At 59.0% G+C, this 12,376-nt stretch carries 14 protein-coding genes; 12 read left to right on the plus strand and 2 right to left on the minus strand.

Annotated elements, in window-relative coordinates; genetic code table 11:
* Positions 1 to 39 precede the first annotated feature (39 nt).
* The 6 genes from ispF to rpoS all read left to right on the plus strand — a co-directional run bounded on the left by ispF (position 40) and on the right by rpoS (position 5,152).
* The gene (ispF, locus tag KJF94_RS02690; RefSeq protein ID WP_084322292.1) at positions 40 to 513 is read left to right on the plus strand and encodes a 2-C-methyl-D-erythritol 2,4-cyclodiphosphate synthase; all 474 of its coding nucleotides are present in this window, start codon (positions 40 to 42) and stop codon (positions 511 to 513) included.
* Positions 510 to 1,568: a tRNA pseudouridine(13) synthase TruD gene (truD, locus tag KJF94_RS02695; RefSeq protein ID WP_214380990.1), complete on the plus strand. Its 1,059-nt coding sequence runs from the start codon at positions 510 to 512 to the stop codon at positions 1,566 to 1,568. The genes ispF and truD overlap by 4 nt, the downstream gene beginning before the upstream one ends.
* Positions 1,556 to 2,305 carry a 5'/3'-nucleotidase SurE gene (gene surE / locus KJF94_RS02700; RefSeq protein WP_214380992.1) on the plus strand — a complete coding sequence of 250 codons (750 nt, stop codon included), beginning with the start codon at positions 1,556 to 1,558 and terminating at the stop codon, positions 2,303 to 2,305. The genes truD and surE overlap by 13 nt, the downstream gene beginning before the upstream one ends.
* Positions 2,306 to 2,343: 38 nt before the next feature.
* Positions 2,344 to 2,979 (plus strand): protein-L-isoaspartate(D-aspartate) O-methyltransferase, encoded by a 636-nt coding sequence (locus KJF94_RS02705; RefSeq protein ID WP_174602683.1) that lies wholly within the window; start codon positions 2,344 to 2,346, stop codon positions 2,977 to 2,979.
* A gap of 202 nt (positions 2,980 to 3,181) precedes the next feature.
* Entirely contained in the window at positions 3,182 to 4,039 is an 858-nt protein-coding gene (locus KJF94_RS02710; protein WP_214380994.1) for a peptidoglycan DD-metalloendopeptidase family protein, read from the plus strand.
* Positions 4,040 to 4,144: 105 nt separating this feature from the next.
* Positions 4,145 to 5,152, plus strand: a complete 1,008-nt coding sequence (gene rpoS / locus KJF94_RS02715) for an RNA polymerase sigma factor RpoS (protein ID WP_008154012.1) — start codon at positions 4,145 to 4,147, stop codon at positions 5,150 to 5,152.
* A gap of 474 nt (positions 5,153 to 5,626) precedes the next feature.
* On the opposite strand, the gene fdxA is transcribed toward rpoS, so the two are convergent.
* A complete protein-coding gene (gene fdxA, locus KJF94_RS02720; RefSeq protein ID WP_054047139.1) occupies positions 5,627 to 5,950 on the minus strand; it encodes a ferredoxin FdxA in 324 nt (107 codons plus the stop codon).
* Between the two features lie 142 nt (positions 5,951 to 6,092).
* Positions 6,093 to 8,672: a DNA mismatch repair protein MutS gene (gene mutS / locus KJF94_RS02725; protein ID WP_214380996.1), complete on the minus strand. Its 2,580-nt coding sequence runs from the start codon at positions 8,670 to 8,672 to the stop codon at positions 6,093 to 6,095.
* A gap of 200 nt (positions 8,673 to 8,872) precedes the next feature.
* On the opposite strand from mutS, the gene KJF94_RS02730 reads away from it, so the two are divergent.
* The 6 genes from KJF94_RS02730 (at position 8,873) to KJF94_RS02755 (ending at position 12,371) form a co-directional block, all read left to right on the plus strand.
* On the plus strand, positions 8,873 to 9,607 hold the full coding sequence (locus KJF94_RS02730) for an XRE family transcriptional regulator (protein WP_214384704.1): 735 nt from the start codon (positions 8,873 to 8,875) through the stop codon (positions 9,605 to 9,607).
* Positions 9,608 to 10,101: 494 nt separating this feature from the next.
* Positions 10,102 to 10,284 carry a Com family DNA-binding transcriptional regulator gene (locus KJF94_RS02735; RefSeq protein ID WP_214380998.1) on the plus strand — a complete coding sequence of 61 codons (183 nt, stop codon included), beginning with the start codon at positions 10,102 to 10,104 and terminating at the stop codon, positions 10,282 to 10,284.
* A gap of 31 nt (positions 10,285 to 10,315) precedes the next feature.
* Complete coding sequence (locus tag KJF94_RS02740; RefSeq protein ID WP_214381000.1) at positions 10,316 to 10,579, plus strand: hypothetical protein; 264 nt, start codon at positions 10,316 to 10,318, stop codon at positions 10,577 to 10,579.
* Positions 10,580 to 10,797: 218 nt separating this feature from the next.
* Positions 10,798 to 11,145 carry a phage holin family protein gene (locus KJF94_RS02745; protein ID WP_084322300.1) on the plus strand — a complete coding sequence of 116 codons (348 nt, stop codon included), beginning with the start codon at positions 10,798 to 10,800 and terminating at the stop codon, positions 11,143 to 11,145.
* 86 nt (positions 11,146 to 11,231) lie between these two features.
* On the plus strand, positions 11,232 to 11,756 hold the full coding sequence (locus KJF94_RS02750; RefSeq protein WP_214381002.1) for a hypothetical protein: 525 nt from the start codon (positions 11,232 to 11,234) through the stop codon (positions 11,754 to 11,756).
* A 3-nt stretch (positions 11,757 to 11,759) separates the two neighbouring features.
* Positions 11,760 to 12,371: a phage baseplate assembly protein V gene (locus tag KJF94_RS02755; protein ID WP_214381004.1), complete on the plus strand. Its 612-nt coding sequence runs from the start codon at positions 11,760 to 11,762 to the stop codon at positions 12,369 to 12,371.
* The last annotated feature ends 5 nt before the right edge of the window (positions 12,372 to 12,376 follow it).

Consider the following 12,376-nt stretch of genomic DNA (forward strand, 5'->3'; position numbering starts at 1 on the left):
GGTAGAATCACGCCCTGACAAAAATCGGGGCGTTTTTTTATGCGTATTGGCCACGGCTATGATGTGCACCGTTTCGCTGAAGGCGATTTCATTACTCTGGGCGGCGTGCGCATTGCACACGGCTTCGGGCTGCTCGCTCACTCCGACGGTGACGTCCTGCTGCACGCCTTGAGCGATGCCTTGCTCGGCGCCGCTGCGCTGGGTGATATCGGCAAGCACTTCCCGGACACCGACCCAAAATTCAAGGGCGCCGACAGCCGTGTGCTGTTGCGTCACGTCGTCGCACTGGTCCACGCCAAGGGCTGGAAAGTCGGCAACGTCGATAACACCATCGTCGCCCAGGCGCCGAAAATGGCCCCGCATATCGAATCGATGCGCGCGCTGATTGCCGCGGATCTTCAAGTTGAGTTGGATCAAGTGAACGTGAAAGCTACCACCACCGAAAAGCTCGGCTTTGTCGGTCGCGAAGAAGGTATCGCCGTGCATTCCGTTGCCTTGTTGCTGCGCGCATGAACGAACTGCAATTGCTCGGCCCGCGTGCCTACGGTGAAGCCCTCGGCACCGCAGTGTTGAAAGCGACGGCGGAAGACTTCCAGGTCGACGAAGTGCTCAACATCCCGCTCAGTGGCGATGGCGAACACCTGTGGATCTGGGTGGAAAAGCGCGGCCTGAATACCGAAGAAGCGGCACGCCGGATTGCCAAGGCAGCGGGCGTGCCATTGCGCACCGTCAGTTACGCCGGCCTCAAGGATCGTCAGGCGCTGACGCGCCAATGGTTCAGCGTGCAACTGCCGGGCAAGGCTGATCCTGATTTGTCGGCGGCGGAAAACGATACGCTGAAAATCCTCAAGACCGGTCGGCACAAGCGCAAGCTGCAACGCGGTGCCCATTCGGCCAACGGTTTCACCTTGCGCCTGACCCAATTCGCGGGCGACAAAGCGGCTATCGAAGCGCGCCTGCAACTGATCGCCAAACAAGGTATTCCCAATTATTTCGGCGCCCAACGGTTCGGCTTTGACGGCGGCAACGTGGTCGATGCTCGTGGCTGGGCCGCGCGCAAGGCCTTGCCGGAACAGCGCAACGTTCGTTCGCGGTTGCTCTCCACCGCGCGCAGTTTTCTGTTCAACCAGGTGTTGGCGGCGCGTGTGGCGGATGGCACCTGGCAGCAGGCGCAGGTCGGTGATCTGCTGGCGTTCACCGACAGCCGAAGCTTCTTTCCGGCCGGTGAGGCCGAGTGCAGCGACCCGCGACTGGCGATTCTCGACCTGCACCCGACCGGCCCGCAGTGGGGCGAAGGTGACTCGCCGGCGACGGGCGCTGTCCATGAACTGGAGCAGGCAATCGCCGCGCGCGAAGCGGATCTGCGCGATTGGTTGATTAACGCCGGTATGAGCCACGAACGTCGCATCCTGCGACTGCCCATTGGTGGGTTGACGTGGCATTATCCCGAGCCTGACATTCTGCAACTGGAATTCGTCCTGCCGGCCGGATGCTTCGCCACCGTATTGGTGCGTGAACTCGTCGATCTGGTGCCGGTGGGGCAGACGGACAGCCCATGCGTATTCTGATTTCTAACGACGATGGGGTAACCGCACCCGGTCTCGCCGCGCTTTATGCTGCGCTGGCGGATTACACCGAATGCGTGGTTATCGCCCCGGACCAGGACAAAAGCGGCGCCAGCAGTTCGCTGACGCTCGACCGTCCGTTGCACCCGCAGACCTTGGCCAACGGCTTTATCAGCCTCAATGGCACACCGACCGATTGCGTGCACCTGGGCCTCAACGGCTTGCTGGAACGCGAACCGGACATGGTGGTTTCCGGCATCAACTTGGGTGCCAACCTGGGGGACGATGTGTTGTATTCCGGCACCGTGGCCGCGGCCCTTGAAGGGCGTTTCCTGGAGCGTCCTTCATTTGCCTTTTCGTTGGTCTCACGGCAGGTCGAGAACCTTCCCACAGCCGCTTACTACGCGCGCAAACTGGTGGAAGCCCACGCCGACCTTGAGCTGCCACCGCGCACGGTACTGAACGTGAACATTCCCAATTTGCCGCTGGACCACATTCGCGGAATCCAGCTGACTCGCCTCGGTCATCGCGCTCGCGCGGCGGCGCCGATGAAAGTGGTCGACCCGCGTGGCAAGTCCGGTTACTGGATCGCTGCGGCGGGCGATGCCGAAGACGGCGGTCCGGGCACCGATTTCCATGCGGTGATGCAAGGCTATGTGTCCATCACGCCACTGCAACTGGATCGCACCTTCAATGATGCCTTCCGAAGCCTCGATGGCTGGCTGGAGGGATTGCGCTAATGGCTCGTGAACAAGACCCCATGCATCGCGGCATCGGGATGACCTCGCAACGCACCCGCGAGCGTCTGATTCAACGGTTGTATGAGGAGGGCATTTCCAACGCCAAGGTGCTGGAAGTGATCCGCCGTACGCCGCGTCACCTGTTCGTCGACGAGGCGCTGGCGCACCGTGCCTACGAAGACACGGCGTTGCCGATCGGCAACAACCAGACGATCTCCCAGCCTTACATGGTGGCCCGCATGAGCGAGCTGCTGCTGGAAGCGGGTCCTCTGGACAAGGTGATGGAAATCGGCACGGGGTCGGGTTATCAGACCGCGATCCTGTCGCAACTGGTCGAGCGGGTATTTTCCGTCGAGCGCATCAAGGTTTTGCAGGACCGGGCCAAGGAACGTCTGGTCGACCTCAACCTGCGCAACGTGGTCTTCCGCTGGGGCGATGGTTGGGAAGGCTGGCCGGCGCTGGCACCGTACAACGGCATCATCGTGACGGCGGTGGCGACCGATGTGCCCCAGGCATTGCTCGACCAGTTGGCGCCCGGAGGGCGACTGGTGATACCGGTCGGGTCGGGTGAGGTTCAACAGTTGATGCTGATTATCCGCGAAGAACACGGGTTTTCCAGGCGTGTTCTGGGGGCGGTGCGTTTCGTTCCATTGCTCAACGGGCCACTGGCCTGAGCATTTGTTTCGTCCCGGTGAATTCTCTTCGATTGCCCCTGTCTTACAGCGGCGTCGATCAGTTAAACGGGATTCATCGTCAGGTAGCAAACGTGTGCTTCGCTTCATTAAAGGTAAAGCCTGCACCGCCCGTTATACTGGTGACACTTCATGCCGGGAGCACGGCAATTCAACATTTCAGCCACCACAAAGGGAGCGGCGGGTGAGTCTCACAGTCATTGCGCAGCGAATGGGTATAACGAGCTTTCAGCGCCTGGTGACTGGCCTTGTCTTGAGTACCTTGCTGGTCGGTTGTTCCAGCACCAAATCGAGCGATGTGCGCGTCGTCGATCGCAACAACGCCGTCGCCCAGCGTCCGGCAGTGACCACGGGTCAGTACGTGGTTCGACCTAAAGACACGCTGTTCTCGATCGCCTTTCGCTACGGCTGGGACTACAAAGCCCTCGCGGCGCGCAACAACATTCCTACGCCATACACGATTCATCCGGGTCAGACGATTCGCTTTGACGGTCGTACCGGTTCAACGCCGACGGCGGTGGTCAGCCCGGCCGATTCGGCGCCTTCATCGTCGAGTAAAACCACTGTAATCCGGCGCCAGCCAAATGGCGCAACTACGACGACAACGGTGGTTGCACCGTCCGTCGCCAACAAGCCAGCACCCGCTCCGATGCCTCCTGCAGGCCCGGCCCCGACCGGCTGGGGGTGGCCTTCTAATGGCATTCTTATTGGAAAATTCTCTTCAAACGGTAGTTTGAATAAAGGAATTGATATCGCCGGGGATTTGGGACAGCCTGTTTTAGCTGCGTCTGATGGGACGGTGGTATACGCCGGGAGTGGCTTAAGGGGCTACGGCGAATTAGTCATCATCAAACACAGCGATACCTACGTCAGTGCCTACGGTCACAACCGCAGGCTGTTGGTTCGGGAGGGGCAGCAGGTCAAGGTCGGACAGACAATTGCCGAAATGGGGTCAACGGGTACAGACCGGGTGAAACTGCATTTTGAGATTCGCCGACAAGGTAAACCTGTAGATCCGCTGCAGTTCCTGCCGCGTCGTTGATTTGTTACCAGCCTGTTCCGTCACGTAGAGGGAACAGGCTCCAGCGTTGCCAAGGATAAAGGCGCCGCTTGAGCCTGAGGTCGAACTCACCAAAGGACTATAACAATGGCTCTCAGTAAAGAAGTGCCGGAGTTTGACATCGACGATGAGGTTCTCCTGATGGAGACCGGCATCGGTACGGATTCGATGTCGAATGATGAAGGGGCTGCTCCACCTTCCGTTCGTGCCAAATCCAAACACTCCGCTTCGTTAAAGCAACACAAGTACATTGACTACACGCGTGCACTCGATGCGACGCAGTTGTACCTCAATGAGATTGGTTTTTCCCCTCTGCTGTCCCCCGAAGAAGAAGTTCACTTTGCACGCTTGTCGCAAAGTGGCGATCCGGCCGGGCGCAAACGCATGATTGAAAGCAACCTGCGGCTGGTGGTGAAAATCGCCCGACGCTATGTCAATCGTGGCTTGTCGCTGCTGGACCTGATCGAAGAGGGCAACCTCGGGCTGATCCGGGCGGTAGAGAAGTTCGACCCCGAACGTGGCTTCCGCTTTTCGACTTACGCAACCTGGTGGATTCGTCAGACCATCGAGCGCGCGATCATGAATCAGACCCGGACCATCCGGTTGCCGATCCATGTGGTCAAAGAGCTCAACGTGTACCTGAGGGCCGCACGGGAGCTGACGCAAAAACTCGATCACGAACCCTCACCCGAAGAAATCGCCAACCTGCTGGAAAAACCGGTGGGAGAGGTCAAGCGCATGCTTGGTTTGAACGAGCGGGTTTCTTCGGTCGACGTCTCGCTGGGTCCGGATTCGGATAAAACCCTGCTGGACACCCTTACCGATGACCGCCCAACCGATCCGTGTGAACTGCTGCAGGATGACGACCTGTCTCAGAGCATCGATCAATGGCTCTCGGAACTGACCGACAAGCAGCGCGAGGTGGTGATACGCCGCTTCGGTCTGCGCGGTCATGAGAGCAGCACGCTGGAAGATGTAGGCCTGGAAATTGGCCTGACCCGTGAACGTGTCAGACAGATCCAGGTTGAAGGCCTGAAGCGTCTGCGGGAGATTCTGGAGAAGAATGGTCTGTCCAGCGAGTCGCTGTTTCAGTAAGCAAATCGCTTGAGCAGCAAGCAAAAAGCTCCGACTGGTTCGGGGCTTTTTGTTGTCTGCCAGAAGCGTCGTATATCACCTCAGGTTTGTAGTCTTGCGTTGTAAGTCTTTGCTTACTCTCTCGTAAGTGTTCGTTATTTTTACACCCTGGCAGACGTCTATTGCCGCTTTGCGCTAGTTCTATCTGATTGAATAGTATGGATATTTATAAAAGTTAACGGCATATGACTGCGTGTTTTTGTCTTTGACACCGATTGCGCTAGCCCGGGAACTCTCTAGTATTCAGGTTGTGTCGACGGACAGACACGCCCTTCAAGGATGAGGGGAAAGGACATTGCAGGACGCGATTCATCAGGACGATGAAAAGGAACACAGGGAATAGGGAAAAAATGTGGGCGGGTCAAACCGCCCCTTTTTTTGCCTGCAGAAAAGCAAAAAGGCCCGCAAGGGGCCTTTTCGGGAACGCGGGGGAAATCAGCGTTCGAGGTCTTTGATCTTGCCTTTGACGCCATCCCACTCTTCGGCATCAGGCATCGATTCTTTCTTCTCGGTGATGTTGGGCCAGATTTCGGCCAACTCAACGTTCAGTTGAATGAATTCCTGCATCTCTTCCGGGACTTCATCTTCAGAGAAGATGGCCACGGCAGGGCATTCTGGTTCGCACAGGGCGCAGTCGATGCACTCATCCGGGTGAATCACCAGGAAGTTCGGGCCTTCGTAAAAGCAGTCCACCGGACAGACTTCTACGCAGTCGGTGTACTTGCACTTGATGCAGTTGTCGGTGACGACGAAGGTCATTTCTAATTTTCTCCTCAGGCGGCGGCAGCGGAGCCCCTTCACGTTGGGGTCGCCAGGTTTGGGAGCGATAGTCTGCAGACCAGGCTATTAGCCTGCAGCATCCCAAACCGCGCGAGATTCTAACAGCTTGCAGGCAAGTGCGTTAGATCCGTGTCTTTAGTGTATAGAGCATTTCTAGCGCGCGACGCGGCGTCAGGTCATCCAGATCCAGTTTGGCCAGTTCATCGAGCACCGGATGCGGCAGGCTGGCGAACATGTCGCTCTGCTGCGGCGCGGCCGGTTTGCCTTTGGCAGTCTTGGGCACTTCATGGGGCAGTGCGGTGGCTTCCAGTCGACCCAGGTGCTCGCGAGCGCGCACGATCACTTCGCTCGGCACGCCGGCCAGCTGCGCAACGGCCAGGCCATAGCTCTGGCTGGCCGGCCCGGGCAGCACGTGGTGCAGGAACACGATGCGCTCGTTGTGCTCGGTGGCATTGAGGTGCACGTTGGCCACCAGCGGTTGCGCTTCCGGTAGCACCGTCAGCTCGAAGTAGTGGGTGGCGAACAGCGTGTAAGCCCGCAAGTGCGCCAGGCGTTCGGCTGCGGCCCACGCCAGGGACAGGCCGTCGAAGGTGCTGGTGCCTCGACCGACTTCGTCCATCAGCACCAGGCTGCGCTCGGTGGCGTTGTGCAAAATGTTGGCGGTTTCGCTCATTTCGACCATGAAGGTCGAGCGTCCACCGGCCAGGTCATCGCTGGAACCTATCCGGGTGAAGATCCGGTCCACCAGCGACAATTCGCAACTGGTCGCCGGCACGAAACTGCCGATGTGCGCCAGCAACACGATCAATGCGGTCTGACGCATGTAGGTGGATTTACCGCCCATGTTCGGACCGGTGATCACCAGCATGCGGGTACTGTCGTCGAGGCTCAGGTCATTGGCCACGAACGGCGTGGTCAGCACTTGCTCGACCACCGGGTGGCGGCCTTGGCTGATGCGCATGCATGGCTCGTCGACGAAGCGCGGGCAATTCAGGTCGAGATTCAATGCGCGTTCGGCGAGGTTGCTCAGCACGTCCAGTTCGGCCAGGGCTGCGGCGGTGTCTTGTAGGGGTGGCAACTGAGCGATCAGGTCTTCGAGCAGCGCTTCGTAAAGCATCTTTTCGCGAGCCAGGGCGCGGCTCTTGGCCGACAGTGCCTTGTCCTCGAATGCCTTGAGTTCCGGCGTGATGAAACGCTCGGCGCCTTTCAGCGTCTGGCGACGAATGTAGTCGGCCGGCGCCGATTCGGCCTGCTTGCTCGGCAGCTCGATGAAGTAACCGTGAATTCGGTTGTACCCGACTTTCAAGTGCGACAGCCCGGTGCGGGCCTTCTCGCGTGCTTCCAGATCGATCAGGAACTGCCCGGCGTTTTCGCTCAGCGATTGCAGATCATCGAGTTCGCTGTCGTAACCGGTTTTCAACACGCCGCCATCGCGGATCACCGCAGGCGGGTTGTCGATGATGGCTTTTTCCAGCAGTGCCGCCAGTTCCGGGTAGGTGCTGGTGGTTTTCGCCAGTTGAATAATGTGCGGCGCTTCCAGTTCGGTCATCGCCACTTGCAGCTCAGGCAGTGCACCGAGGGCATCGCGCAGGCGCGCCAGGTCACGAGGACGGGCATTACGCAAACCGATCCGCGCCAGAATCCGCTCGATGTCACCGATTTCCTTGAGCTGCGGTTGCAGCTTTTCGAAACGGTAGCCGTCGAGCAGGCAAGTGATCGAGGTTTGGCGTGACAGCAAAACCTTCAGATCCCGCAACGGCCGGTTCAACCAGCGGGTCAGCAGACGACTGCCCATCGCGGTCTGGCAGCGATCGACCACCGATTGCAACGTGTTGTCGCGACCGCCGGCCAGGTTGGTGTCCAGTTCCAGGTTGCGCCGGCTCGCGCCGTCCAGCACCACGGTGTCGTCCAGACGCTCATGGCGCAGGCTGCGCAAATGGGGCAGGGCGGTGCGCTGGGTTTCCTTGGCGTAGCTGAGCAGGCAGCCGGCAGCGCCGATGGCCAGGGTCAGGTTCTCGCAACCGAACCCTTTCAGGTCCTGGGTCGAGAATTGCTGGCAGAGACTTTTCAGCGCTGAGTCGCGCTCGAAATCCCACGGCGCACGACGACGTACCCCACGGCGTTTCTCCGCCGGCAAATCCTTCGGCCAGTCATCCGGGATCATCAGCTCCACCGGATTGACCCGCTCCAGTTCCGCCAGCAGGTTTTCCCAGCCCTTGATCTCCAGCACGGTGAAGTTACCGCTGGTGATGTCCAGCACCGCCAACCCGAACAGACGCTCGTCACCCAGCACCGCTGCGATCAGGTTATCCCGACGCTCATCCAGCAGCGCTTCATCACTGACCGTGCCCGGTGTGATGATCCGCACCACCTGACGATCCACCGGCCCCTTGCTGGTCGCCGGATCGCCGACCTGCTCACAGATCACCACCGATTCGCCGAGCTTGACCAATTTCGCCAGGTAACCTTCCGCGGCGTGGTAAGGAATCCCGCACATCGGAATCGCCTGACCGGCCGACTGCCCACGGGCGGTCAGGGTGATGTCCAGCAACTTGGCGGCCTTCTTCGCGTCTTCATAGAAGATCTCGTAGAAGTCACCCATGCGGTAGAACATCAGCTGGTCGGGGTGCTGGTTCTTCAGGCGCCAGTATTGCTGCATCATCGGCGTGTGAGAGGACAGATCGGAGAGTGCTTTATTCATCGGATAATCAGGCAAATTCGTTGAAAGGTGTAGGGCAAAGGAGGGACATCGGCCCGGCTTTTCCGCGATGGGCGCAAGGTTAACATGGGCGGTCCACCCGACGCAGGCATGAAAGCCGCGGGATACATTTCTGCTGTCTATGCACTCAATATGCGAATCAGCATTTGTCTTCGGAAAAAAGATCAAGCACTATGCGCGTTATGCAAAAACGCAATGTTTCTACCGTCTTAAGAGCGCTGCTCGATCAGCACGGGATCTCCCCCACGGAGCTTCACCGTCGCACCGGCGTGCCTCAATCCACTCTCTCGCGAATCCTCAGCGGGAAGATCGTCGATCCTTCGGACAAACACATCTCGAAGATCGCCGAGTACTTCGCCGTGAGCACCGACCAGTTGCGGGGCCGCGCGGATGTCGCGCCCGCCGCCAATTCCGGTCGCGATGAATTGCATTCCGAACTCAAGGACATAAGCCTGTGGGACGACGATACGCCTGTCGATGACGACGAGGTGTCGGTCCCCTTTCTTCGCGAGGTTGAATTGGCTGCTGGATCAGGAAGATTCGTCATCGAAGAAAGCGAGCGCTCTAGCCTGCGCTTCGGCAAGCGCAGCTTGCGCCACAACGGTGTGCAGTTCGACCAGGCCAAATGCGTGACGGTGCGTGGTAACAGCATGCTGCCGGTCCTGCGTGACGGCGCGACCGTGGGGGTCAATGCCGGCAAATGCGGGATTGGCGATATCGTCGATGGCGACCTGTATGCCATTAACCACAACGGTCAGCTGCGGGTTAAACAGCTTTATCGCCTGCCGACGGGGATTCGCCTGCGCAGCTTCAATCGCGATGAGCATCCGGACGAGGACTACACCTTCCAGGAGATCCAGGAAGAGCAGATCGTCATCCTTGGTCACGTCTTCTGGTGGGGCATGTACGCCCGTTAACCTCGGCGCTGTCAGATAAAACCCGCCACTGCGCGGGTTTTTTTTCGCCTGCTGAAAACCGCCAACGCCTTTGTCTGTGGGGCTTTCATGCGTCAGTGCATTTGTAATGCATAAATAAATGCATTAATGCATTGACTGTATATGCATCCATGCATATTCTTTGTCTCAAGCCGCTCAACAAAGCGGCTCGAAACGAAGCTCTTTAGTTCCACCACAAAGGCAGCGATGAACCGGCCTCAACGGTTCAGAGGGTTGGCAACTGACCCGGGTGTGCAGCGTAAAGCACCAGAAGCAGTTATCCGGCGGGCAGGGACCGCGGTCGGAAAAACAATATGAATGGACCCGTACCGCGCCAGTAGCGCCGAAAGGTCAACGCGAAGGATCGCATTACTGAAAAGCCCGGCAAGCGCCGGGCTTTTTGGAATGCCTACCTCGACCGAGGTCTATCAACCTCAACGACGACAAGGATTCGGCAGAAGCCAGGAGGCATCGCGATGTTGAAAGATTGCAGATGTGGGCAGTGCAAAAGACTTCTCGCCCGAGTGGGTGAGTACACCGAGCTCCAGATCAAATGCTCCCGATGCGGAACATTGAATCACGTGAAGGCCACGAGCCTTGAGCGATCGCCGTTGAGCGACAAAGAAGTGGCACATGCCGCAACTTCCCAATTGGCATAGAGCTGTTGGGTTAATCGTTCAGGAGAAACATATGCAACGTTTTACTGGTGTAGCCCAATCGTTCATGACTGCGTGCGAAGCGATCGCACCCGTTGCTGGTTTGGAGATGGAGGATCTCGTCAAGAAAGCCTTCAATCGTCCAGCGCAGGCAGAGGAGATGTTTCAATTCAAATTGCTGATGGACGGAGGTTATTTCTCCAACGAAGGCATCGGCCCGAAGGGCACGCAGCTTTATCAACTGACGTGGAAGGGTTATGCGTTGCTGCAGGCTATGCGCCGTAACGAAAACATTTGATCGCAGGTATGCGATGGGGGCAACTCATCGGCATTGCCTGAGTTCTGCGCCCGGTAATGCGGTTGAAGGGCAGGCTTGTCGATGGGCAGGCCTGCTATCCGAAGCAAAATCAGAACGATGTTCTTCGACAGACAGCGTGGAAAGACACGTGCCCCTATTTATGGCCTCGTATTCGCGGGACCTTTTCGTTACGCAATTCACCCCGCAGGAGGCGTGACATGACAAACGAGCAACAAGCGTTGCTGGACATGCCGATCTGGCTGGTCATCGTGCTCGCCTTGATGGGCGGGGTGTCTGGCGAAATGTGGCGCGCCGACAAGGAGGGAGCCCGCGGCTGGTCATTGCTGCGGCGTCTGGCCTTGCGTTCCGGGGCCTGCATGATCTGCGGGGTCTCGGCCATCATGCTGCTGTACGCCGCCGGCATGTCGATCTGGGCGGCCGGCGCGTTCGGTTGCCTCACGGCCATGGCCGGCGCCGACGTCGCCATCGGCCTTTACGAACGCTGGGCGGCCAAGCGGATCGGCGTGTGCGAAGTACCGCCGCGTGATTCCCGCCCGGATCAATAAAGCCAACTCCTTTGCCGTTCTGGCAATGCCGACACGCTGCAACCCCGCGCAGCCGAACGCTTCAATATTTGAACTGGAAGCCCCTTATGTCCCTCGACATCGATAAGCCGTCGCGGCTGTTGTTTGCCATTGCCGAAGCGCTGCGTTCGGCTGGCCTGGGTTTGAAAGTCGGAGGTCGTCAGGACTTCGACGGCACGTTCGATCAGGCGTGGATTCTGATCGCCATCGAACGCAATGCACCCGGCGAGCGCGCCAATGACGGGCGCATCGCCCATGTCCTGACGCTCTCGCTGCAAGTCATTGTGTCGCCGACGCTGGATAACCCCGGGTTGGCCGCTTGCGATCTGGCCGCCGTACTCAAGGGATGGGTGACGGATAACCGATGGGGCTTGTCGGGTAGCCAATGCGACCTGCCCATGAACATCGATGCCTTGCCGTCGACGCTCATCAGCGGTTCGCAGGAGTACCTCGCCTGGACCCTTTCCTTCACCCAGACGATTTATCTCGGCGCATTGCTGCTGGACGACCCGCTGGGCATCCCGAAATTCGCCCGCACCTGGGAAGTCTCGAACATCGACGACCCGGACCAATACACCGAACTGGAGGGCTGAGCCATGTTCGATGCGCTGTTACGCCAGCAACTCGGCCCGATCATCGAACGCCTGGCCGAGATGGAGGCCGAACTTGAAGACCTGCACCGACGAACCGACAGCTTGTGTCGCATCGGCGTGTGCCAGGAAGTCGATGCGGCCAGTAACACGTGCCGGGTCAGACACGGTGAATTACTGACCCCGGCCATCCGCTTTTTCAACCCCAGCGCCGGGGCGCAAAGCGAGTCGCGGATCCCCTCCGTCGGCGAGCAATGCCTGTTGCTCAACCATGGCGGCGGCGAGGGCAGCGCTCAATCCGTAGCGTTGTTCGGGCTTAACGGCAATCAGTTTCCACCCGCCTCGACACAGGCTTCGCTGACGCGTCGCCTCTATCTGGACGGTACGGAAAGTGGCTACGACGACGCCCGTCACGCCTTGCACTGGAAGAACGGCCCGGCGGCGTTCAACGGCTCTCGCGAAGCGCTCGAGTTGAATCTCGGCCCGGCGAGCCTTGCGATCACGCCTGAAGCCATCGAACTGCAACTGGGCGCGGTCGGCTTGCGACTCGACGCTTCCGGTGTGCACCTGAGCGGCCCGCTGGTGGATCACCAGGGACGCGTCATCAGTACCGCATAAAGAGT

It is taken from the genome of Pseudomonas hormoni, from assembly GCF_018502625.1.
In the GTDB taxonomy this organism is placed as follows: domain Bacteria; phylum Pseudomonadota; class Gammaproteobacteria; order Pseudomonadales; family Pseudomonadaceae; genus Aquipseudomonas; species Aquipseudomonas hormoni.